Here is a 25,991-nt window from a genome sequence, read left to right on the forward strand (position 1 = left end):
TGAGGACATCAACTGGTCCGGACCGGTCTCGGTTCACTGGCTGGGACCGCCCAGTTCTCGATTGATGAAGTCGAAGAGTTCGTTGTCGTCGGCGCTCTCGATGAGCCGGCTCTGTTCGGACCGGCCGCCTTGACCGGCGAGCGCGGCGGCCATCTTCTGGACTCGCCGCAGCACCTGGTTCCTGGCCGCCTCGTCGATGCCGTCGTCCGCCGTCACGGCCGAGAGCATCTCCTCCAGCCGGTCGAGCTCGGCCAGCGCGGACTCGGCCTGGTCGGCGTCCGCGCCGAACATCGCCGTCCGCAGGTGGTCGCGGAGCGCCAGCAGGGTCGGGTGGTCGTAGGTGAGGGTCGCCGGCAGCCGCAGCCCGGTGGCCGTGTTGAGCCGGTTGCGCAGTTCGACCGCGGCGAGGGAGTCGAAGCCCATCTCGACGAACGCCTTGGCCGGCGACAGGGCCTCGGCCGAGCCGTGGCCGAGCACCTCCGCCACCTGCGCCTGCACCAACTCCAGTAGCCCGGCGTCACGTTCGGGGCCGCCCAGAGCGTTCAGCCGCGCCCAGGAACGGGACCCGCCGTCCGGCTCGGCGAGCCGATCCCCCGTGGCGGCCACCGGGAAGGCCGCCCGGTATTCGGGCAGGTCACTGATGACCGTGCACTTGACGGTGCCTGCGGTCGCCTTGATGAACCGGGTCCAGTCCACGTGTGTCATGGCGATGTAGGTCTCGTCGTGGTCCAGTGCTCGCCGCAGTCCGGCCAGTGACTGGACGGGGTCCATCGGGTGCAGACCTCGCCGGCTCGCCCGGTCGGTCGCGCCGGTGTCGTCGGCCATGCCTCCGCCGGCCAGCAGGCCCCAGCCGATCGTCGTGGCCGGCAGACCGCGCGCCCGCCGGTGGTGGGCCAGGGCGTTGAGGAAGGCGTTCCCTGCCGCGTAGTGCGACTGGCCGGGTGAGCCGATGAGGCCGGCGGCCGAGGAGAACAGTACGAAGGCCGAGAGGTCCAGGTCCTGGGTCAGCTCGTGGAGGTTCCACGCTCCCTCCACCTTGGGCCGTAGCACGTTGTCCAGCCTGTCGAGAGTCAACTCGGTGATGACGCCGTCGTTGGCCACCCCCGCGCTGTGGAACACGGCGGTCAACGGCAGGTCGTGGGGAAGGTCCGCAAGCAGGGCCTCCACCTCGCCCCGGTCGGCGACGTCGCAGGCGGCGATGGTCACCGAGGACCCCAGGGCGGTGAGGTCGGCTTCGAGTTCGACGGCGCCCGGCGCTTCCCGGCCCCGGCGGGAGGTGAGCACGAGGTGAGGCGCCCCCTGCTCGGCCAGCCAGCGCGCGGTGCGGGCGCCCAGGCCGGTGAGGCCTCCGGTGACCAGCACGCTGCCCGACGGCCGCCATTTCCGGCGCGGCGGCTCATCCGGGTCGGCGCGGACCAGCCGGCCGCCCAGAACGGCGCCGTCCCGCAGCGCTGCCTGCTCCCCGGTGCCGCCGTCGCCCAGCAGGCGGATCAGCCCGGCCACGCAGGCGTCGTCGGGGGTGGCCGGCAGGTCGACCAGACCGCCCCAGCGGTCGGGGTGCTCCAGTGCGAGGGTCCGTCCGAAGCCCCACAGCAGGGCTTGGTCAGGATGATCGAGTCCGTCGCCGGGGACGACGTTCACCGCGCCCTGGGTGAGGCACCACAGGGGCGCGTCGATCTCGCGGTCCTCCAGCGCCTGGACCAGGCTCACCGTGGCGGCCAGACCGATTGGCACCCCGGGGTGTCCGGGGACGCGGGACTGCTCCACCGCCAGCAGCGAGACCACCCCTGCGAGCGGGGGCTCGCCGAGCCGGGTCGCCAGCGCGGCCCGGTCCACCTGGTGCTCGCCGACCTCCAGGCCGCGGATCTCGGCCCCGGCGGCGGCCATCGCCGCTTCGATCGCCGCGACCCAGGCATCGTCGCGGTGGCCGGCGGGCACCACCAGCAACCAGGTGCCGGTGAGCGTGCCGTCGGGCCGGGTCGGCACCGGTCGCCAGCTCAACCGGTACCGCCAGCCGTCCACCACCGTCTTCTCACGCCGGCCGAGGCGCCACCGGGTCAGTGCCGGCAGCACGGCGCCGAGGCCGTCCCGTTCCTCGGTGTCCAGCTCGGCGCTCAGCGCGTCGAGGTCGCCCTGTTCCACCAGTCCCCAGAACCGGCTGTCCACGGCGTCCGGGGCAGCCGGTGCCGTGGCCGGTGTCTGCGGCGTGTCCGGCCAGTAGTGCGTGTGTTGGAACGCGTACGTCGGCAGCGGGGTCCGGTCCGCGCCTGCCGCGGGGAACAGGGCCGGCCAGTCGACCTCGGTCCCGGTGGCGAACAGGGTGCCCAGTCCGGCGAGCACGGATTCGGTCTCGGGACGGCCTCGCCGGAGGCTCGGCACGGCGACGATATCCTCGCCGGTCACGCATTCGCGGACCAGACCGGTCAGGGTCGCGTCCGGCCCCAGTTCCAGGAAGCGGGTCGCCCCGCAGGCCCGGAGTTCGGAGACCGTGTCGGCGAACCGCACCGTGTTCCGGACGTGCTGGACCCAGTACTCGGGGGTGGCCACTTCGCTGCTGGTCATCGGTATCCGCGGTGCCCGGAACTCCAGGCCGTCGAGCGCGGCCCGGAATTCCGCGAGCATGGGGTCCATGAGCGGGGAGTGGAACGCGTGGCTGACAGCCAGCTGCTTCGTGCGGTGTCCGGCGTCGCGGAGGCGTTGTCCTATCTCGCTGACGGCGGGTTCGGTGCCGGAGACGACCACCGATTCCGGGGTGTTGACCGCGGCGATCGACACCCCGGCGCCCTGCTCGGTCACCAACGGGGCCACCACGTCCTCACCGGCGTCGACGGACATCATGATCCCGCCCGGTGCGAGCCCCTGCATGAGCCGGGCCCGCGCGGTGACCAACGCGCAGGCATCGGTCAGCGACAGCACGCCCGACACGTGGGCGGCGGCGATCTCGCCGACGGAATGGCCGGTGACGAAGTCGGGCCGGATGCCCCAGGACTCGAACAGCCTGAAGAGGGCCACTTCGATCGCGAACAGCGCGGGCTGGGCGAACTCGGTGGTGTTCAGCCGGGTCTCGTCCTCATCGAAGATCATGTCCCGCAGTGACGGGTCCGAAGCCGCGCACACCTCGTCGAACGCCGCGGCGAAAACCGGGAAGTCGCGGTGGAGCTCCCGGCCCATCCCACCTCGTTGTGACCCTTGGCCGGTGAAGACGACGGCCAGACCGCCACTGCCGGCCACACCGGTGGCCTCCGCGCCAGGTGCGGTGGTGTCGCCGGCGAACGCCGCGAGTCGCTCGCGTAGTTGGTCACGGTCGGCAGCGAGCACCACCGCCCTGTGATCGTGCGTCGCGCGGTCGGTCACCAGCGACCGCGCGACGTCGGCCAGCGTCAGTTCGGGCCGGTCGGTCAGGTGGGTGTGGAGGCGCGCCGCCTGGGCGTGCAGGGCGGCCGGCCCCCGGGCCGACAGCACCACCGGCTGCGGCCGCCTGATCGCGGAGCCCTCGTGCGGGGCCGGCGGCGTCGGCGGGGTGCGGAATTCCTCGGGCGGTTGTTCCAGGATGATGTGTGCGTTGGTTCCGCTGAGGCTGAACGCGGACACGCCCGCCCGCCGCGGACCGCCCTGTTCGGGCCAGTCACGGGCCCGGTCCAGCAGTGCCACCCTGCCGGAGGACCAATCGACCTCATGGGACGGGGTCTCGGCGTGGAGCGTGCGGGGCAGCAGGCCGTGCTGCATCGCCATGATCATCTTGATGGTTCCGGCGGCGCCCGCGGCGGCTTGCGAATGCCCGATGTTCGATTTGATCGAACCCAGCCACAGCGGAGTGTCGGGCTCGTGTTCGCGTCCGTAGGTGGCAAGCAGGGCCTGTGCCTCGATGGGATCGCCGAGCCGGGTCCCGGTGCCGTGTCCCTCCACCGCGTCGACCTGGCTCGCCGACAGGCCGGCATTGGCCAGCGCGGCGCGGATGACCCGTTGCTGCGACGGGCCGTTGGGCGCGGTGAGGCCGTTGGAGGCGCCGTCCTGGTTGACCGCCGAGCCGGCCAGGACAGCCAGCACGCGATGGTGGTTGCGACGGGCCTCGGAGAGTCGCTCCAGTACGAGCAGGCCCACGCCTTCGGCCCAACCGGTGCCGTCCGCTCCGGCGCTGAAGGCCCGGCACCGGCCGTCGGGGGACAGGCCCCGCTGCCGCGCCATCTCCACGAACATGGCGGGGGTGGCCATCGTGGCGACCCCGCCGGCCAGCGCCAGCGAGCACTCGCCGGAGCGCAGTGCCTGGGCCGCCAGGTGCATGGCCACGAGCGAGGACGAACACGCCGTGTCGATGGAGACGGACGGCCCCTCGAATCCGAACTCGTAGGACAATCGCCCGGAGATGATGCTGGCCGCGTTGCCGGTCAGCACCCGCCCGCCGAAGTCACCGGAGTCGCGGGTCAGCAGTGCGGGGTAGTCGCTCCCGTTCGCGCCCACGAACACCCCGACCGGGCCGCCGCGCAGGACGGAGGGGACGATGCCGGCGTTCTCGAACGACTCCCAGGCGGTCTCCAGCAACAACCGCTGCTGTGGGTCGATGGCGATGGCCTCACGCGGTGAGATGCCGAAGAAGTCGGAGTCGAACTCGGCCAGGCGGTCGAGGAACCCGCCTCCCTGGGAATACGTCGTGCCGACCTGGTCGGGATCCGGGTCGTAGAGGCCGGCCAGATCCCAGCCGCGGTCGGCCGGGAAGGCGGTGATCCCGTCGCGGCCATCGGCCACGAGCCTCCACAGTTCGTCCGGCGAGTTCGCCTCGCCCGGGTAGCGGCAGGCCATGCCGACGATCACGATCGGGTCGTCGCCGATCGCGGTCATGGGCCCGGCCGGAGTTACGTCGACGGTGTCGGCCTCGTCGCCCACCAGCTCGGACCTGACGAACGCGGCCAGCGCCTCGGGGGTGGGGTGGTCGAACACCAGCGTCGCCGGCAGTCGCAGCCCGGTGGCCGTGTTGAGCCGGTTGCGCAGTTCGACCGCGGTGAGCGAGTCGAACCCGACGTCGTGGAAGGCGCGGGTCATGTCGACCGAGGCGCCGCTCGGGTGGCCGAGCACGGCGGCGACCTGCTCGCGCACCAGTTCGCCGATGGCCTTCATCTGGTCGGCCGTGGAGGAACCGGCCAGTCGCACCGCCTCCAGTTCCGCCACCGCCGATGATGCCGCGCGCCGGGCCGGACGCCGTACCAGGCCCCGCAGCAGGGCGGGCACCGCGCCGGCCGACCGCACAGCGGCCAGGTCGAGGCGGGCCGCCATCACGTTCGGGCGAGCCAGATCTGCTGCTCTGCCCAGCAGTTCGAGGCCCTGGGCGGTCTCCATCGGCAGCATCCCGCCCCGCCCCATGCGGGCCACGTCGGTCTCGCTGAGGTTCTCGGTCATTCCGCTGTTCTCGCCCCACCAGCCCCAGCTGATCGAGACCGCGGGGAGGCCCTGCCGGTGCCGCTCGACGGCCAGTGCGTCGAGGAAGGCGTTGGCGGCGGCGTAGTTGGCCTGGCCCGGTGCTCCGAAGGCCGTGGCGGAGGAGGAGAACAGCACGAACGCGGAGAGGTCCAGTTCCCGGGTCAGTTCGTGCAGGTGCCAGGCACCGTCGACCTTGGGTGCCAGCACCGCGTCGACCCGGTCGGGGGTCAGGGAGTCGAACACGCCGTCGTCCAGCACTCCGGCGCAGTGCAGCACCGCGGTGAGCGGGAACTCGGGCTCCACCGAGCGCACCAGGGCCGCGACCTGCTCGGCGTCGGCGACATCGCAGGCGACGACGCGCACCGCGGCACCGAGCTCCGCCAACTCGGCGGCGAGCCGGACGGTCCGGGGCGAGTTGTCGCCCTGTCGGGAGGTCAGCAACACCTGTCGCGCGTGGTGGTCGGTGACGAGGTATCGGGCCACGTGTCCTGCGAGCACACCCGAGGCACCGGTGATCAGTACGGTTCCGGCCGACCACGAGGTGGCCTGCGCGGGGTCGGTGGTGATCAGGCGGGCCAGCCGCGGGGCCCGGAGCACGCCGCCGCGCACCGAGACCTCCGGCTCACCCGATTCCGCGGCCGCGTGCAGCGCCGCGGTGGTGGTCGCGTCGGCGTCACCCTCGACGAGGACAATGCGGTCGGGGTTCTCCGACTGTGCCGAGCGCAGCAGGCCCCGCACTGCCGCGCCGGTCAGGCTGTCGGTCGTCGCCACCACCAGTCGCGAGGACTCCCAGGCGGGATCGGCCAGCCACGTCTGCACGGAGCGCAGCACGCCGTTCACCGCCGCGTGGACGTCGGCGGGGACGGCGGGACCCTCCCCCGGTACCGACACCGCCACGAGGGCCGGAACCTCGGCTGCCTCGTCCCGCCCTGACATCAGTTCCGCGAGCTCGAGCGGGCCGTCCAGCACGGTGGCCGTGGAGCGGGGCGCGGTGTCGTCGACCCGGCCGCACTCGACCCAGCCGATCTCGAACAGCGAGTCGTCGCGGGAGGCGGCGGCGCGGAGCTGGTCGGCGGACACCGAGCGGGAGGACAACGCCGCCACACTGAAGACGGGGGCGCCGGTGTCGTCGAAGGCGTCCAGGGCGACCGTGCCGGTGGCCACCGGCCTGACCCGGATGCGCAGCGTGGTGGCGCCCGAGGCGAACAGCCGCGCTCCGGCCCAGGAGAACGGCACCAGGCCCTGGGGGGTGTCGGAGGTGAGGGCCCGGAGCACGCCGCCGTGCAGACCGGCGTCCAGCAACGCCGGGTGCACGCCGAAGCGCTCGGTGTCGGTGCCGCCCGGCGGCAGCGCCACCTCGGTGTAGAGCTCCGCACCGCGCCGCCAGCAGGCCACCAGCCCCTGGAACGTCGGCCCGTAGTCGTGGCCCGCCTCGGCGAACAGGTCGTACGCGCCGTCGACGTCGACGGTGTCGGCTCCCGGCGGCGGCCATTCTGTGAGCGGATCGGGTTCCGGCAGGCTCCCCGTGCCGGACACCGTCCCGGTGGCGTGCCGTGTCCAGGAGGCGTCGCCGTCGGGGCGGGCGGAGATCGTGATCTTCCGGCGGCCCTCCTCGTCGGCTGCCTCCACCAGAATCTGCAGCGCGGCCGAGCCCGCCGCGGCGATCAGCAGGGGCGCCTCGATCGTCAGCTCGTCGAGCACGGTGCAGCCGACCTGCTCGGCCGCCCGTAGTGCCACGTCCACGAAGGCTGTGCCGGGCAGCAGGGCCTGATCGAACAGCACGTGCTCCCGCAGCCAGGGCTGGGTCTGCGGCGCCAGCCGGCCGGTCAGCAGCACGGCCTCGCCGCCGGCGAACTCCACGCCGGCCAACAGCAGTGGGTGGTCGAGCGGGTCGAGGCCCACCGCGGCGAGATCGGCGGGCGGCTCGGCGTTGTCGAGCCAGTACCGCTGGTGCTGGAACGCGTACGTGGGAAGCGGGGTGTGGCGAGCTCCGGTGCCGTCGAACAGGGCGGACCAGTCGACAGCCACTCCGGCGGCGAACAACGTGCCGAGTGCGGTGAGCACCGTGTCGGTGTCGTCGCGGTGCCGGCGCAGGCTGGGGACTGCGACGACGTCCGGCGCGTCGAGGCACTCGCGGATCGCGCCGGTGAGCGGCGCGTCGGGGCCGATCTCGAGGAACCGGGTGACGCCGGCGCCGTGCAGTTCGGACACCGTGTCGGCGAACCGCACCGTGTCGCGCACGTGCCGCACCCAGTACTCCGGGTCCGTGACCTCCTCGCCGCGCGCCATCGGGATGCGGGGCGGCTGGAACGCCAGGCCGCGGACCAGGGCCCGGAACTCGTCGAGTACGGGGTCCATGAGCGGCGAATGGAACGCGTGGCTGACGACGAGCTGTTTCGTGCGGTATCCGTTCTCGGTCAGGCGCCGCACGATCTCGGTGACGGCCGGCTCGAGCCCCGAGAGCACCACCGAACCCGGGGTGTTGACCGCCGCGATCGACACCGATTCGGCGTACTGCGCGACCAGCGGGGCGACCACCTGTTCGCCGGCGGTCACCGAGACCATCACACCGCCCGGGTCGAGCCGCGCCATCAGCCGGCCACGCTCCGACACCAGCCGGCACGCATCCGGCAGCGACAGCACGCCGGCGACGTGCGCCGCGGCGATCTCGCCCACCGAATGACCGGTGAGGTGATCCGGCCGGACACCCCAGGACTCGAACAGCCGGAACAGCGCGACCTCGACCGCGAAGAGCGCCGGTTGGGCGATCTCCGTGGCGTCGAGCCGATCCTCCCCATCGCCGAGGACGGCCTCCCGGACGGCAGGATCCAGTTGTTCGCACACCTGGTCCAACGCGGCCGCGAAGACCGGGAATCGCCGGTGCAGTTCCGAGCCCATGCCGGGGTGCTGCGCGCCCTGACCGGTGAACACCATCGCCAGCGGGCCCCGCCGGGCCACATCGGCGACGGCCCCGGTTCCGTCGCCCCCGCGTGCGTATTCCGCCAGCCGCTCCAGGGCCTGCGCGCGGTCGGAGGCGAGCAGTACCGCACGGTGGTCGTGGCCGGTCCGGTCGGCCACCAGGGAGTAGGCGACGTCCGCCAACGCCACGTCGGGCCGGTCGCGCAGGGAGGAGCGCAGTCGATCCGCCTGGCCCCGCAGGGCCGCGGGCCCGCGAGCCGTCAGCACGAGCGGCCACACCGGCAGGGGCGCCTCGGGAGGCAGGGCCGCCGCGGGAGGCGGGGCCGGGGCGGTGAACTCGGCCGGGGGCTGTTCCAGGATGACGTGTGCGTTGGTCCCGCTGACGCCGAAGGAGGACACCCCCACCCGGCGGGGCCGGCCACGGTCCGGCCACTCCCGGGCGCGGTCGAGCAGCGCGACCGCGCCCGACGACCAGTCGACCTGCGGCGACGGGGTCTCCGCGTACAGGGTCTTGGGCATGATCCCGTGCCGCATCGCCATGATCATCTTGATCGTGCCGGCGATACCCGCCGCCGCCTGCGTGTGGCCGATGTTCGACTTGATCGACCCCAGCCAGAGCGGTGCGTCCTCGGTGTGCTCGCTGCCGTAGGTGGCCAGCAGCGCCTGGGCCTCGATCGGATCGCCCAGCCGGGTCCCCGTGCCGTGTCCCTCGACGATGTCCACGTCGGAGGCGGACAGTCCGGCGCCGGCCAGGGCCTGGCGGATCACCCGTTGCTGGGACGGGCCGTTGGGGGCGGTGAGCCCGTTCGACGCGCCGTCCTGGTTCAGCGCAGAGCCGGCCAGCAGTGCCAGCACCTGGTGTCCGTTGCGCCGCGCGTCGGACAGCCGCTCCAGCACCACCAGGCCCGCGCCCTCGGACCAGCCGGTGCCGTCCGCGTCCGCGCCGTACGCCCGGCACCGGCCGTCCGCGGCGTTCGCGCGCAGTCGGCTGTACTCCACGTACAGGTCGGGCGTCGCCATCACGGTCACGCCGCCGGCCAGTGCGAGCGAGCACTCCCCCGACCGCAGTGCCTGCGCCGCCAGGTGCATGCTGACCAGCGATGACGAGCACGCCGTGTCCACGGTCACGGCGGGGCCCTCGAAGCCGAACTCGTAGGCGACCCGGCCCGAGGCGATGCTCCCCGCGCTGCCGTTGCCCAGGTAGCCCTCGAGCTCCTCGGGCTTGGTGTGCAGCCGCGAGCCGTAGTCGTGATACATCAGCCCGACGAACACGCCGGTCGGGCCGCCGCGCAGAGTGGAGGGGTCGACGCCGGCGTTCTCGAGGGACTCCCAGGCCGTTTCCAGCAACAGCCGCTGCTGTGGGTCGATCGTGATTGCCTCGCGTGGCGAGATGCCGAAGAACTCGGGGTCGAACTGGTCGGCGTCGTACAGGAAGCCGCCCTCTCGGGTGTAGGTGGTCCCGGGATGGTCGGGGTCCGGGTGGTAGAGCTCGGCGAGGTTCCAGCCCCGGTCGGTGGGAAAGGCGTCGATCACGTCCCGGCCCTCGGCGACGACGTCCCAGAGTTCGTCGGGCGAGTTCACCCCGCCGGGGAAGCGGCAGGCCATGCCCACGATCGCGATCGGGTCGTCTCCGGTCCTGGCCACGGTCGCGCTGACGGTCGGGCGGGACGGCGCGGCCGGCCCGCCGCCGATCTCGCCCCGTACGAACTCGGTCAGGGCGGTCGGGGAGGGGTAGTCGAAGATCAGTGTCGCCGGCAGCCGCAGCCCGGTGGCCGTGTTGAGCCGGTTGCGCAGTTCCACCGCGGTCAGTGAGTCGAACCCCAGAGCGGTGAAGGGCTGCCGATCGTCGATGGCGTTGCTCGTGGAGTGCCCGAGTACGGCCGCGGCATGGGTGCGCACCAGTTCGGCGACGGCCTGGTCGCGTTCGGCCGGCTCCAGTGCCGCCAGGCTCTCGCGAGGTCCGGTTCCACCGGTCAGAGGTTCGACGACCCTCCGTGCCGGGCGGCGTACCAGTCCGCGCAGCAGTCCCGGGACCGTGGCCGCGGTGGTCAGGCCGGCGAGGTCGAACGGGGCGGCGATGATCCGGCCCTGTCGGCGGGCGGCCGCGTCGAACAGGGTGAGACCGAAGTCGTTGTCCACCGGGCGGATGCCGGTGCGGGCCATCCGGGCCCGGTCCTGGGTTCCGAGGTGGCTGCCCATCCCGCTGGCCTCGGCCCACCATCCCCAGCCGATCGACACCGCCGGTAGGCCGAGCCCGCGCCGGTGCTCGGCCAGTTCGTCGCAGAACGCGTTGGCCGCCGCGTAGTTCGCCTGGCCGGCGGCGCCGAACGCGGACGCGGCCGAGGAGAACAGCACGAACGCCGACAGCTCGGCGTCCTGGGTGGCCTCGTGCAGGTGCCAGGCGCCGTCCACCTTGGGCCGGAGAACCGCATCGACCCGGTCGGGGGTCAGTGAGCCCACGGTCGCGTCGTCGAGCACGCCCGCGCAGTGCACCACGGCGCTGAGCGGGAACTCCGGCGGCACCGAGCCGACGAGGTCCGTCACCTCCTGGCGAACGGCGAGGTCGCACGCGACCATCCGCACCGAGGCACCCGCCTCGGTCAGCCGCTCGACCAGTTCATCGGCGTGCGGAGCGGCCGGCCCCCGGCGCGACACCAGCACCAGCCGTCGCACCCCGCACCCGGTCACGAGGTGCTCGGCCACCAACCCGGCCAACACGCCGGACGCCCCGGTCAGCAGCACGGTTCCCGTGCCCCACACCGAAGACCGCTCGTCCGGCGCCGGCCCGGCGGGCTCCGGGAGCGCCTCGGCGGCGACCCTGTTCAGACGGGGCGACCACAGCCGTCCGTCGCGGACCGACACCTCCGGTTCACCCGATTCGACCGCGGCGCGGGCGAGGGCCTCCACCGGCCGCGCCCCGGCCGGCTCCGGATCGGCGAGCGCCTGCTCGACGAGAACCACCCGCTCCGGGTTCTCCGACTGCGCGGAGCGCACCAGACCGCCGACCGCCGCACCCACGAGTCCGCCGTCGGTCACCACCACCAGGCGCGACCGCTCCCACCGGGTATCGGCGATCCAGTCCTGCAGCACCCGCAGCGTGCCGTTCACCGCGGTGTGCACCGAGTCGACCGTCGACTCGGGTGCACGGCGGCCGGGAACACGCAGCACCACTAGTTCGGGCAGCGGCGCGCCGCCGTCCACCGCCGCGCCGAGCGCGGCCAGGTCGGGGTGGGACCACGCGTCGGCCGTGTGCTCGTCCTCCGACGGCTCGGTCCTCGCCGGAGAGGGCGGCACCACCCAGCCGACCGGTCCTTCGGCGCTCGTCCCCGGACCGGCCTCGGCCGGTCCGCACTGCACCCAGCCGAGCTCGAACAGCGCGTCGCGGTGTGCGGTGTCGACATCGCGCAGCTGCTCGGCGGAAACCTCCCGGGCGACCAGTGAGTCCACCCTCAGTACCGGGCGACCGGTGGTGTCGAACCCGTCCACCGACCACGAGGACGGCCCTGTCGGGGAGAACACGAACCGCAGTGCCGTGGCACCCGAGGCGAGCAGCCGCACCCCGGACCACAAGAACGGCGCTCGCACGCCGGGGTTGTCCGGGTCGGCTGTCGGCGAGTCGAGCTGGTCCATCGCCAGGCTGTGCTGACCGGTGTCCATCAGGGCCGGGTGCAGCCCGAATCGCACCGCATCGGCCGCGAGTCCCTCGGGCAGCTCCGCCTCGGCGAAGACCTGGTCACCCACCCGCCAGGCCCGGCGCAGGCCGGTGAAGGCGGAGCCGTAGTGGTACCCGAGCGCGCTGAGCCGCTCGTACGATCCGGCGACGTCCAGTTCCGTCGCCCCCGCCGGCGGCCAGGTCACGTCTGTCGGCCACGGCTCCGGCTCGGGCTCCGGGCTGTCGCCGGGCACCGCGCTCCCCCACGCGTGCCGTGTCCACGAGGCGCCTACGGACTCGCCGGGTTCCGCCGGCCGGGAGTAGACCTCGACCGTGCGCCGACCGTCGCCTTCGAGTGCCCCGACGAGCACCTGGACCAGCACGTCGTGCCGGCTCGGCAGGACCAGGGGTGCCTCGATGGTCAGCTCCTCCAGCCGGCCGAGGCCCGCCTCATCGGCTGCGCGGATCGCCAGCTCGAGGAACGCCGTGCCGGGCAGCAACGGCCGGTCGAAAAGCGCGTGGTCGACGAGCCACGGGTGAGCGTGCAGCGAGAACCGGCTGGTGAACAGGAAGCCGGCGTCACCCGCCAGAGTCATTTTCGCCCCGAGCAGGGGGTGATCGACCTGTTCGAGGCCGCCGGCGGCCAGGTCGCCGGGCGCGGACGCCGGCGCAGTCGGCCAGTAGCGCTGCCGCTGGAAGGCGTAGGTCGGCAGGTCGACCCGGCGCGCCCCGGTGCCGGCGAAGGCCGCGGACCAGTCCACGGTGAGCCCGGCCCGCCACGCGGCAGCCGCCGATCGCAGGAACATCTCCGGGTCGCTCCCGCCGCGGCGGAGGGTCGTCAGCACGGTCGCCTCGACGCCGTGCTCCTCGGCGGTCTCCTCGATCGCGGGAGCCAGCAGCGGGTGCGGGGCCACCTCCAGCAGCACGCGGTGCCCGTCGGCCAGCAGCACGGCGGCGGTGTCGTGGAACCGTACCGGCTGCACGAGGTTGGTGAACCAGTACCGGGCGTCGAGTTCGTCGCCCTCCACCCGGCGGGCGAACGTCGTGGAGTAGTACGGCACCGAGGCGGTGGCCGGGCGGATGTGGCTCAGGAGCGCGAGGAGTTCGTCCTCGACCACCGCCATGTCCGGGGAGTGCGTCGGGTAGTCCATCGGGATGGGACGCGCGCGGACACCGGCGGCCTCGTACTCGGTCCGCAGCGTAGCGACCCGGTCGAGCGGACCGGTCACGACGACCGATCGCGGACTGTTGACCACGCTGACATGTACGTCGGTCAGTTGTGCGACCCGGTCGCGCACCTGCTCGGCCGGCAGTCCGACCCAGAGCGTGGCGTACCCGGTCACCTGGCCGGACACGCGCGCCCGCGCGGTCAGGACCCGGGCCGCGTCGGCGAGGGTGAGGATGCCGGCGATGTGCGCGGCCGCGACCTCTCCCACGGAGTGCGCGATGATCGCGGAGGGCACCACCCCTCGGGAGATCCACAACCGGGCGAGCGAGACCATGACCGCGAACAGCATCGGCTGGACCTGCTCGGCGTGTTCGGGGTCCACGCCGTCCACGCCGTCCACGCCTGCCAGAAGATCGCGCAGGGTGTGGCCGTGCCAGTCCACGTACGGTGCGAGCGCCGCCTCGCACTCCGCCATGGACGCGGCGAAGACCGGCGAGGAGTCCCACAGCCGCAGGGCCATCCCGGTGTACTGCCCGCCCTGCCCGGGGAACACGAACACCGGATCGGTGTTGCCGGAGCTGACGGGTCCGGTGACCGGGGTGGTGCCGGCCACCAGGTCGTCCAGTCCGGATAGGAGTTCGGCGAGGTCGGTGCCGAGCACCACGGCCCGGTGATCCAGCGAGGAGCGGGTGCCGGCCAGTGAGAACGCGACGTCGGCCAGTTCCGCCGGGCCGGTGGCCTCGAGTGTCAGGAGGTGTTCGCGAAGCCGCGCCGCCTGGCCGCGCAGCGCGGTTTCGCCGCGGCCGCTGAGCAGCAGCGGCAGTAGCCGCGGCGGGCAGGACCGGTCCGCCGGTGCGGCTTCGGGTTCAGTGTCCGGAGCCTGCTCCACGATGACGTGAGCGTTGGTCCCGCTCGCCCCGAACGACGACACCGCTGCCCGTCGGGGACGCCCGGTCGCCGGCCACGGCCGGGTGTCCCCGAGCAGCCGGACCGTTCCGCTCTCCCAGTCGATGTGCTCCGAGGGCCGGTCCGCGTGCAGGGTCTCCGGCAGCACACCGTGCCGGATCGCCATGATCATCTTGATGACGCTGCCGACACCGGCCGCTGCCTGGGAGTGGCCGATGTTGGACTTGAGCGAGCCCAGCCAGAGGGGCTCGCCCTCGCCTCGGTGCCGGCCGTACACGGCCTGCAGCGCCTTGATCTCGATGGGGTCGCCGAGCACCGTGCCGGTGCCGTGCCCGTCCACCGCGTCCACCTCCTCGGGGCGCACGCCGGCGTTGACCAGTGCCTGTCGAAGGACCCGCTGCTGGGCAAGGCCGTTGGGCGCGGTGAGGCCGTTGGAGGCACCGTCCTGGTTGATCGCCGAACCGCGGAGCACGGCCAGCACGGAGTGGCCGTTGCGGCGGGCATCGGAAAGCCGCTCCAGCACCAGCAGGCCGGCGCCCTCGGCGAAGCCGGTCCCGTCGGCGCCCGCGCCGTACGCCTTGCAGCGACCGTCGGCGGACAGTCCCTGCTTGTCGAACTCCTGCAGGTCGACCGGGGTCGACATGACGGTGGCCCCGCCGGCCAGTGCCAGTGCGCACTCCCCGGAGCGCAGTGCCTGTGCGGCCAGGTGCATCGCCACCAGTGAGGACGAGCAGGCCGTGTCGACCGTCAGCGCCGGCCCTTCCAGGCCGAACTGGTAGGAGACCCGCCCGGCGAGCACCGCGGCGGAAGTCCCGGTGAGCAGATAGCCGTCGGCCAGCTCGGCGCTGCCGCGGAGCAGGTCCGCGTAGTCCTGGTCACTGGTGCCGGCGAACACACCGGTCTGGCTGCCCCGCACCGACTTCGGGTCGATCCCGGCCCGCTCCAGCGCTTCCCAGGTCAGTTCCAGCAACAGCCGCTGCTGCGGGTCCATCGAGGCCGCCTCGCGCGGCGAGATCCCGAAGAACCCCGCGTCGAACTGCGCCACGTCGTCGAGGAAGCCACCGCCGCGCACGTGGGTGGCGCCCTGACGCGCCGAGTCCGGGTGCAGCAGGGTGTCGAGGTCCCAGCCTCGGTCGGCCGGCAGCCCCGACACCGCGTCGCGCCCGCTGTCCACCAGGTCCCACAGCTGCTCCGGCGAGCCGACTCCGCCCGGGTAGCGGCAGGCCATGCCGACCACGACGATCGGGTCGTCGGCGAACCCGGCACGGGGGGCGGCCGTGCCGGGTTCCTCGTCGGTCCCGCCGGTCACCAGTCCGACCAGGTGCGCCGCAAGGGCCGCGGGGGTGGGGTAGTCGAAGGCCACGGTGCCGGCCAGCCCGAGATCGAGTGCCGCGTTCAGCCGGTCCCGCAGCTCCACCGCCGCGAGGGAGCTGAAGCCCAGATCCTGGAAGGTGCTCTCGAGGTCGACATCGGCCGGCGAGTCGAGGCCCAGTACCAGGGTGACCGAGGTCCGCAGCAGATCGTTCACGACGCGGCGCTGGTCCACGACGGCCAGCACGTCCGTGACCCGGGCGTCGGTGCCCGGCTCGGGCGTGTCGGCCGAAGGGGGAGCCGGCGCGACGGAGCCGTCGCGCGGCAGCCAGTGCCGGTGCCTCTGGAAGGCGTAGGTCGGCAGGTCGACCCGCCGGTTCTCGTCGGGGAACAGCGCCGCCCAGCTCACCTCGCCGCCGCCGGTGAAGAGGCGACCGACCGCGTCGAGCAGGGCGACGGCCTCGGGCCGGTCACGGCGGGAGGCGGCCACCGCCGTCACCCGCTGTTCGGTGGGCAGGCATTCCCGGACCATGGGCGAGAGCACCGCGTCCGGTCCCAGCTCCAGGAAGCGGGTGACGCCTCGTTCGTGCAGGGCGGCCACCCCGTCGGCGAAGCGCACCTGCTCGCGTGCCTGCCGGACCCAGTACTCGGGCTCGCCGAGCGTGGCCGCGTCGGCCAAGGCACCGGTGAGGGTGGACACCACCGGGATGTCGGGCGCGCCGAAGGCGAGTCCGGCGACGACGGCCCGGAAGTCGTCGAGCACCGGGTCCATCAGTGGTGAGTGGAAGGCGTGGCTGCTCGTGAGCCGACGGGTCCGGTGCCCGGCCGCGGCCAACTGGGCCACGACCTCTGCCACCGGTTCCTCCGCACCGGACACCACGACCGAGTCAGGGCTGTTCACCGCGGCCACGGACACCCCGTCCGCGGCCGCGACCAGCGGGGCCACCACGTCCGGGGCAGCGTTCACCGCGACCATGACACCGCCGTCGGGCAGCGCCTGCATCAACCGGCCGCGTGCCACCACCATGCGGCCGGCGTCGGCGAGGGACAGCACGCCGGCCACGTGCGCGGCGCTGATCTCGCCGATCGAGTGACCGGCGACGAACTCGGGCCGGATACCCCACGACTGGACGAGCCGGAACAGCGCGACCTCGAAGCAGAACAGCGACGGCTGGGCGAATTCGGTGCGGTCCAGCAGTGGACCGTCCTCCCACATCAGCTCACGCAGGGATCGGCCCAGTAGTTCGTCGACCACTCCGCAGACCTCGTCCAGCGCCGCGTCGAACACCGGGTACCGCGCCGCCAGTTCACGCCCCATTCCGGCGCGCTGGGCACCCTGGCCGGTGAAGACCATCGCCAGGCGGCCTTCCCTCCCCCGATCGACGTGCACCGCGGGACTGTCCGTGCCGGCGGCCAGCGCGGACAGGCCGGCCAGCAGGGCCGCCCTGTCCTCGGCGACCACCACGGCACGGTCGGCCAGCACGGCGCGGGTGGTGACCAGGCTTCGTCCGACGTCGGCCGGCTCCAGCTCCGGGTGGCGTTCGACGAAGGAGCACAGCTGCTCGGCCTGACCGCGCAGCGCGGCGGTGCCCCGGCCGGTCACCACGAACGGCCACGGACCGGTGCGGGCCCGCCCCGTCGGCGCGGACGCGGCCTCGGCCGGGTCATCGGGAGCCTGCTCCAGGATGACGTGCGCGTTGGTCCCGCTGATCCCGAACGACGACACCGCTACACGCCGGGGACGGCCCCGGTCGGGCCACTGCCGCTGGTCGGTGAGCAGCCGGACCGTGCCCGCCGACCAGTCCACGTGGGAGGTCGGCCGCTGGGCGTGCAGCGTTCTGGGCAGCTCCCCTTGGCGCATGGCCATGATCATCTTGATCACGCCGCCGACGCCGGCCGCCGCCTGCGAGTGTCCGATGTTCGACTTCAGCGATCCGATCCACAACGGCGAGTCCGCCGTTCGATCCTGGCCGTAGGTGTCCAGCAGGGCCCGGGCCTCGATCGGGTCGCCCAGCCTGGTGCCGGTGCCGTGCGCCTCGACCGCGTCGATGTCGGTCGAGGCCACACCGGCGTTGGCCAGCGCGGCCCGGATCACCTGGCGCTGGGCCGCGCCGTTCGGCGCGGTGAGGCCGTTGGAGGCGCCGTCCTGGTTGAGGGCGGAGCCTGTCACGAGGGCCAGCACCTGGTGGCCGTTGCGCCGGGCGTCGGACAGCCGCTCGACCACGAGCACGCCGACGCCTTCCGCCCAGCCCATGCCGTCGGCGTCGTCACTGAATGCCTTGCACCGGCCGTCCGGGGCGATGCCGCGCTGCCGGGCGAACTCGATCAGCGAAGCCGGGCCCGACATGATCGTCGCCCCGCCGACCAGGGCGAGCGAGCACTCCTGCGAGCGCAGCGCCTGAGCGGCCAGGTGCAGCGCGACCAGCGAGGAGGAGCACGCCGTGTCCACGGTGACCGCGGGCCCCTGCAGACCGAACGCGTAGGACAGCCGTCCGGAGACGACGCTGGCGATGTTGCCGGTCAGCACGTAGCCCTCGTAGGCCGACGGCACGGTGCGCAGCGAGATGTGGTCCTGGTAGCTGACGCCGACGTACACGCCGGTCTGGCTTCCTCGTACCTCGTCGGCGCTGATCCCGGCTCGTTCGAAAGCTTCCCACGAGGTCTCCAGGAGCAGCCGTTGGTGCGGGTCCATCACGGTCGCTTCCCGCGGGGGGATGGAGAAGAACTCGTGGTCGAACTGGTCCTGCGCCCGCAGGAAACCGCCGCCCCGGGAGTACGTCCGACCCACCTTCCGGGGGTCGGGGTCGTAGAGCTCGTCCAGGTTCCAGCCGCGGTCCGTCGGGAAGCCGGACACCGCGTCGGTACCGTCGGCCACGAGCTGCCACAGGGCTTCGGGGCTGTCGGCGTCGCCCGGGTAGCGGCAGGCCATGCCGACGACGGCGATCGGCTCCCGGTTCTGTGCCTCGACGTCGCCGAGCCGCTGCCGGATTCGCTCGTTGTCCTTGAGTGCGTTGCGCAGTGCGTCAACGAGCTCGTTCATGGACGGGGTGGTCATGAGGTCGGCCCCTCCGCTCGGTCGCTCGCGTCGGCTTGGCCGTATGCGGCGCGTATGAGATCAGCCATGTCCATCGAGTCGATCGCGGTCGTGGGGCCGGCGCTGTCGGCCGGCTCGTCCCCGGGCGCGGTCTCGGCCAACCGGAGCAAGGCGTCCACCAGCCCGGCCTGCCTCAGCGAGGCGATCGGAATGCGGTCAATGATCTTCTTCAGCCCTGTGTCGTCGACGCCCTCACCGGTCTCGCTCCCGTGGGCGCCGGTGTCCTCGCCGAACAGCTCGGCGTACACCAGTTCCGTGACCGAGGCGGGCGTCGGGTAGTCGAAGATCAGCGTGGCGGGCAGCTGCAAGCCGGTCGCCACGCCGAGCCGGTTCCGGAACCGCAAGGCGGTGAGCGAGTCGAAACCGGTTTCCTGGAAACTGCGCCCTGACTCGACCGAGTTGACGTCGGTGTGCCCGAGTACGGCCGCCACCGTGGCCCGGACGAGGTCGGTGATCGCATATGTCCGCTCGGTGGCGGGCAGGCCGGCGAGGCGCTCGCGCACACCGGTGCCGGCCGCTCCGTCCGCCGGCCCCGCGGGGTCGTCGCCCTCCCCCGCATCGAGCAGCTCGGTGAGGAGTGACATCGACCGAGTGCCGACAAGTTCGGCGTGGAACGAGGACCACTCGACGTCCACCACGACCACGGCCGTCTCGTCGCGGTCGATCACCTGGCCCATGGCCTGGACGGCGTCGCGCGGGTCCATCGCGCGCAGGCCGCGTGCCGCCAGCTGGTGCTGCGCTCCGTCGCGGTCGGCGATCCCTGGGCCTTGCCAGAGTCCCCAGGCGATGGAGGTCCCGGTCAGACCGAGAGCCCTGCGGTGTGCGGCCAGTGCGTCCAGCGAGCTGTTCGCGGCGGCGTAGTTGGCCTGGCCGGCCGGGCCGACCGTGCCGACGAACGACGAGAACAGGACGAAGTCGACGAGGTCTCGGTCCCTGGTGAGCTCGTGCAGGTGCCAGGCGGCGGCCACCTTGGGGCGGAACACCCGGTCGAAGCGTTCCGGGGTGAGCCGGTCGATGACGCCGTCGTCGAGGACGCCCGCCGTGTGCACGACCGTGGTCAGGGGATGTTCGACCGGCCAGTTGGCCAGCAGGTCGGCGAGCTGTGCCCGGTCGGCCACATCGCAGGCGACCACCGACACCGAGGCACCCTGTTCGGTCAGTTCGGCGGCGAGCTCGGCGGCGCCGGGTGCGGCAGGGCCGCGACGGCTGGCCAGTACCAGGTGTCGAGCGCCGCGCCGGACGAGCCAGCGCGCTGCCTCCGCCCCGAGAGCTCCGGTGCCGCCGGTGATCAGGGCGCTGCGCTCGAGCGGCTGGTCCGTCCGGGGCGCGGGTGGGGGTGCGGTGACCCGGGTAAGCCGGCGGCAGAACACCGCGCCGCCTCGCACGGCCAGCTCGCTCTCGTGGTCCAGGAGCGCCCCGGCCAGCGCCGCCAGGTCCGCTGGGCCGGCCTCGCGTGGCAGGTCGACGACGCCGCCCCACGACTCGGGTTGCTCCAGGCCCGCGTGCCGGGCGAACCCCCACAGTGCGGCCTGCCGTGGCTGGGTGACGGCGTCTCCCGGCCGGACGGCGACCGCGTCCTGGGTCACGGACCAGATCGGGGTCGACAGGCCGAGCCCGCTCACCGACCGCACCAGCGCGAGCGTGCCGCTCAGGCCGACCGGTACGGATACGGCCTCGGTGTCCCCGGCTGTGTCCATCGCCAGCAACGACAGGATGCCCCCGGCCGGTTCGCCGTCCAGCGCCGTGACGAGTTCGTGGCGGATCGCCTCGGCGTCCGCCGCTCGGGGGACACCGATCCGGCCGACCTGCGCCCCTCGGGCGCTCAGTGCTGCGATGACCTGCCCGAGCCACGCCGGCTCGGCGATGTCGGCCGGCACCACGACCAGCCAACGGCCGGTGAGCGGTCGGCCGGATCCTTCGGTGGGGCGCCAGGCGACGCGGTACTGCCAGCCGGCCAGCGTCGCCTGCTGCCGGCTGCGCTCACGCCACGACGACAGGGCCGGGAGCACGGTGCCCAGCGAGGACCGGCCGGTGTCGTCGGAGAGGGCGAGCACCGTGGTCAGTCCGTCGAGGTCGCCCTGGTCGACCATCCTCCAGAACCGGCTGTCGACTTCGGTGCCGCGGGACGAGCGGCTGGGCAGCGTCTCGATCCAGTAATGGGTGTGCTGGAAGGCGTAGGTGGGCAGTTGCACCGGCTGCCGGCCCGAGGGGAACAGGCCGGACCACCGGACGTCGACGCCACCCACGAACGCCTCGGCGGCGTTGCGCAGGAACTCCCGCGCGCCGCCGTGGCCGCGGCGGAGCGTTCCGGTCGTCGTGACCGGCGTCCCCTTGGCCTCGGCGAGTTCCTGTATCGAATTGAGGAGTACCGGGTGAGCGCCCACTTCGTGGAAGGACCGGTGTCCGTCGCTGAACAGCTGGTCGACCGCCTCCGCGAAACGCACCGTCTCGCGCAGGTTCCGGTACCAGTAGTCGGCGTCGAGTTCCCGGCCGTCGAGCAACGAGCCGGTCACCGTCGAGTAGAACGGAACCGTGCCGGGTGAGCACTCGACCGCACCCAGTGTGTCGGACAGCTCAGCCCGGATGACCTCCACCAGCGCCGAATGCGACCCGTAGTTGATCGGTACGCGCCGCACCCGCGCTCCCTCCGACTCCCAGACCGACAGAAGTTGATCGAGTTCGTCGGTGGCCCCGGAGACAACCGTGGACATCGGTCCGTTCACCGCGGCGACGCCGAGCGCGGGATAACCGGCCAGGCGTTCGTGCACCTCGTCCACCGATCGGTTTACCCAGCCCATGCCGCCTCGCGTCGCCATGCGTCGGAGCACCCGAGATCGCAGGGACACGACGCGCGCGCCTTCGGTCAGCGACAACGCCTCCGCCGCCACGGCAGCAGCGAACTCTCCCTGGGAATGCCCGACGACAGCCGACGGCCGAACGCCGAGTGATGCCCACAGCCGGGACAAGGAGACCCCGACCGCGAACAGTGCCGGCTGGACGACGTCGTCCCGGTCGAGGCTCGGCGCACCTGGCACCCCGGCGAGCACGTCCCACAGCGAGAACCCGTCCCAGTCGACCCAGGGCGCCAGCGCCTCGTCGCAGGTCCGCATGAGCTCCGCGAACGTCGGACTGCTCCTCCACAGCTCGATGCCCATCCCGAGCCACTGGCCCCCCTGCCCAGGGAACACGAAGACCGGGCCGTCGTCGTCGGTCTCACCGGCTCCCGCGACCACCAGGGCCGAGTTCTCCGGCCGTCCCGCCGCGATCGCGTCGAGGCCGGCCAGCAACTCCTGGCGGTCCTCCGCGATCACCACAGCTCGGTGGGAGTGCGTGGCCCCGCCGTTGGTCAGTGCCGCGCCGAACCCGGCCACGCCGGTGTCCGGCGAGTCGGCCAGCGCGGCCCGCAACCGGGCCGCCTGGCCGGCCAGCGCCGCCGCTCCCCGGCCGGACACCGGGAAGGCGGAGACTCCGAGCCGCGTCACGGCCTCCGACTGCCCGGCGTCCGACTGCCCGGCTGCCGGCTCCGGCGCCCGCTCAAGGATGACGTGCGCGTTCGTGCCGCTGATGCCGAACGAGGAGACGCCGGCACGGCGGGGCCGGCCGGTCCTCGGCCAGTCGTGGTTCCGGTCGAGCAGGGCGACGGCTCCCTGCGACCAGTCGATGAACGGCGAGGGCTGCTCGGCGTGCAACGTCCGCGGCAGGACGCCGTGCCGCATCGCCATGACCATCTTGATGACGCCGCCGACCCCGGCGGCGGCCTGGGTGTGCCCGATGTTCGACTTCAGCGAACCCAGCCACAGCGGGGTTTCGCGGTCCTGGCCGTAGGTGGCCAGCAGCGCCTGGGCTTCGATCGGGTCGCCGAGCTTCGTGCCGGTGCCGTGCCCTTCGACCACATCGACGTCCGACGCGGACAGACCGGCCGAGGCCAGCGCCTGGCGGATCACCCGCTGCTGCGACGGACCGTTCGGGGCGGTCAGGCCGTTCGACGCGCCGTCGGAGTTCACCGAGGAGCCCTTGAGCACCGCGAGTACCTGGTGGCCCTGTCGGCGTGCGTCCGACAACCGCTCGAGCACCACGAGGCCGACGCCCTCGGCCCAGCCGGTGCCGTCCGCGCCCGCGCCGAACGCGCGGCACCGGCCGTCCGGGGACAGGGCGCGCTGGTGACCCAGGTCGACGAACGTCATCGGGGTGGACATCACCGTGACCCCGCCGGCCAGCGCGAGCGAGCACTCACCCGACCGCAGTGCCTGTGCGGCCAGATGGAGTGTCACCAGGGACGACGAACACGCGGTGTCGACCGAAACGGCGGGCCCCTCCAGGCCGAACTGGTACGCCACCCGCCCCGAGAGCACGCTGCCCGCGCTACCGGTCAGAACCGCTCCGCTGAGCTGGTCCGGGACCAGGTCCACTGTCGGCGCGTAGTCGTGGTACATGACACCGGAGAACACCCCGGTCCTGCTGCCGCGCAGGGAGTCGGCGTCGATACCCGCACGTTCGAAAGCCTCCCAGGCGACCTCCAGCAGCAACCGCTGCTGCGGATCCATCGCCGTCGCCTCACGGGGCGAGATACCGAAGAACCCTGCATCGAACTCACCCGCGTCATGCAGGAACCCGCCACCACGCGCATACGTCGTCCCCGGATGATCCGGATCCGCGTGATACAGACCCTCCACATCCCAGCCACGCGACTCCGGAAAACCAGTGATCCCCTCCCGGCCCTCGACCACCAACGACCACAGATCCTCCGGAGAAGACACCCCACCCGGATAACGGCAGGCCATCCCGACGATCACCACAGGATCACCGGGATCGGCAACAGGCGAACCGGTCCTGTCCGCTGTCCCACCGCTCGGGGCGAGTTCGCCGGACAGGTGGTCGGCAAGGGCCCGTGGGGTCGGGTGGTCGAACACGGCCGTGGCCCCCAGGCGCGATCCCGTGATCGCGTTGAGCCGGTTGCGCAGCTCGACGGCGGTGAGCGAGTCGAGTCCGAATTCCTTGAAGGTGCGGTCGGCACCGATCGAGTCCCGCCCGTCGTAACCGAGTACTCGCTCCGCCTCCGCGCGCACCAGCTCCAGCAGTCGTCCGGGCTGGGACGTCGTGTCCTCGCCGGCACGGCGCGGACCGTCCGGACGGCCCGGTACGGCCGCCGGGCGGGCCGGGTGCGGCGCGCTCGTGACCAGTTCGCGGAGCAGTGGGTGCACGTTCCCGCCGTCCTTGGCGGAGGCGGTGTCCAGCCGCAGGGGCACGAGCAGCGGCTCGCTCCGCCGAAGAGCAGCGTCGAAGAGTGCGAGGCCCTCGGTTTCGGACAGCGTCGCTATTCCGGAGCGAGCCATCCGGTTGAGGTCGCCGGCACCGAGCGCCGCTGCCATACCACCCCGCTGATCCCACAGTCCCCACGCCAGCGACGTCGCCGGGAGTCCGAGCCGGGCACGATGGTGGGCGAGCGCGTCGAGGTAGGTGTTGGCGGCGGCGTAGTTGGCCTGGCCCGCCGCGCCGATCAGGCCCGAGACGGAGGAGTACAGCACGAACGCCGACAGCGGCATGTCGGCGGTGAGCTCGTGCAGGTTCTTCGCCGCCACCGCCTTCGGGCCCATGACCGCGTCGAGGCGCTGCGGACTCAGCTCGGTGAACACGCCGTCGTCGAGCACGCCGGCCGTGTGGATCACGGCGGTGAGGGGGCGATCGGCAGGCAGTCCGCGAAGCAGCGCGGCGAGTTCGGCACGGTCGGCGACATCGCAGGCTTCGGCCCGTACGTCCACACCCAGCGCGGTCAGCTCGGCCACCAGGGCGCGCGCCTCGGGTGTGACGGGGCCGCTCCTGCCGACCAGCAGCATGTCCGTCACTCCGTGCTCGGTGGCCAGGTGCCGCGCGAGCAGCAGGCCGAGCCGGCCGAACGCCCCGGTCAGCAGCACGGTTCCGTGCTCGGGTATCGGCTTCTCGGCGGCGGGGGGTGAGCCGGGATCCACGGGCAGGCGTGTGAGGCGCGGAACGCGAACGCCCTCGGCGGACAGAGCCAACTGCGGCTCCCCCGTGGCCACCGCGGCGGCGAGCTGTCGGGCCCCCTCGCTGCCCGGCGCCACGTCGACGAGGACCATACGGCCGGGGTGTTCGGACTGCGCGGCGCGCAGCAGACCCCAGACCGGCGCGTTGTCGGGATCGATGCGCCCGTTGTTCCCCGTGTCGACGGCACCGGTGGTGACGACGACCAGTGGCACGTCGGCCGTCGTCTCGTCGGCCAGCCAGTCCTGTACCGGTCGCAGGATGCGGTGCGCGCCGCTGACGTCCGTGGCGTCGGCCGGGGGGACCACGGTGATCACGGTGGACGGCGTCGGGGCTCCCGCCGCCGTCGCGGTCCGCAGTGCGGAGAGATCCGAGTACCGGTCGAGCGGTGAGCTGTCACCCGTCAGCTCGGCACCGAGGTCGTGCGGGTCCTCCCCCACCATCGCCCAGTGGCCGGTGCCGGGGTGGGCGCCGACCTCCTTCGGCAGCCACGACAACCGGAACAGCGCCGCCTCGCTGTGATCCGTCGGCGGAGTGCGTGGAGTGTCGGGCGCGGGCCGCAGCACCAGCGAGTCGACGGACGCGACCGGGTTGCCTTCGGGGTCGGTGAGCACGATGGCCACCGAGTCGGTGCCGGTCCTCGAGACGCGGGCCCGCAGGGCCGGCGGGGCCGCGGTGTGCACGGTGACACCACTCCACGCGAACGGCACCAGTGTCTCGTCCGCGGTCCCGAACAGGCCTGTCAGCGCGGCCTGGACGGCGGCGTCCAGGAGGATGGGATGCAGGTCGAACACCGGGCCGCTGTGTCCCGCCGCCTCGCCCAGGACGATGTCGGCGAACACCTCGCCGTCGCCGCGCCGCACGGCCTGCAGTCCTCGGAACGCCGGCCCGTAGTCGTATCCCCGGCGGGTGAGTTCCGCGTATGCGGTGGCGATGGCGATCGGCTGTGTGTCGGGGCCGGTCTCACCGTTCCAGGTTCCGGACGCCGATCCGGCCGGCGGGGGCCCTGCAGGTGGGGCCAGGGTGCCTTCGGCGTGCCGGGTCCAGGTGCCGTTCCCGGCGGTGCCTGCTGTTCGGGACAGCACACGCAGCGCCCGGCGACCGGTGCCGTCCGGTGCGTCGATCACCACTTGGAGCTGGGTGTCGCCGTGCTCCGGCACGACCAGGGGGGCGCGCACGACGAGCTCTTCCACCCGGCCTGCGCCGGTTCGCCGCGCGGCGTGCAGGGCCAGGGCCACAAATCCGGTTCCAGGAAGGATCGCAGTGCCCAGCACCACGTGGTCGGCCAACCATGGTTGCTGGTTCACGGACAGTCGGCCGGTCAGTACGAGCGCACCGTCGTCGCCCAGCGGCATCTCGGCGCGCAGGAAGGGGTGTTCGACCGGCTCCAGACCGACGGCGGCGAGGTCGGTGTGCGGGAAGGAGGTGGGTTCCAGCCAGTAGTGTCGGCGTTGGAAGGCGTAGGTGGGCAGTTCGGTGTGGCGGGCACCGGTCCCGGCGAACAACTCCTGCCAGTCCACCGCCACCCC

The 25,991-nt window shown here is 72.8% G+C and carries 2 protein-coding genes; both read right to left on the reverse strand.

Annotated elements, in window-relative coordinates; genetic code table 11:
* Positions 1-33: 33 nt before the first annotated feature.
* Positions 34-18,423, reverse strand: coding sequence for a type I polyketide synthase (locus tag AB0C75_RS33490; protein ID WP_362895904.1), 18,390 nt, complete (start codon positions 18,421-18,423; stop codon positions 34-36).
* Positions 18,420-25,982: a type I polyketide synthase gene (locus tag AB0C75_RS33495; RefSeq protein WP_362895906.1), complete on the reverse strand. Its 7,563-nt coding sequence runs from the start codon at positions 25,980-25,982 to the stop codon at positions 18,420-18,422. Before AB0C75_RS33495 ends, AB0C75_RS33490 begins: the two co-directional genes overlap by 4 nt.
* Between the last annotated feature and the right edge of the window lie 9 nt (positions 25,983-25,991).

This window comes from Streptomyces sp. NPDC048565 (assembly GCF_040650935.1).
Taxonomy (GTDB): domain Bacteria; phylum Actinomycetota; class Actinomycetes; order Streptomycetales; family Streptomycetaceae; genus Streptomyces.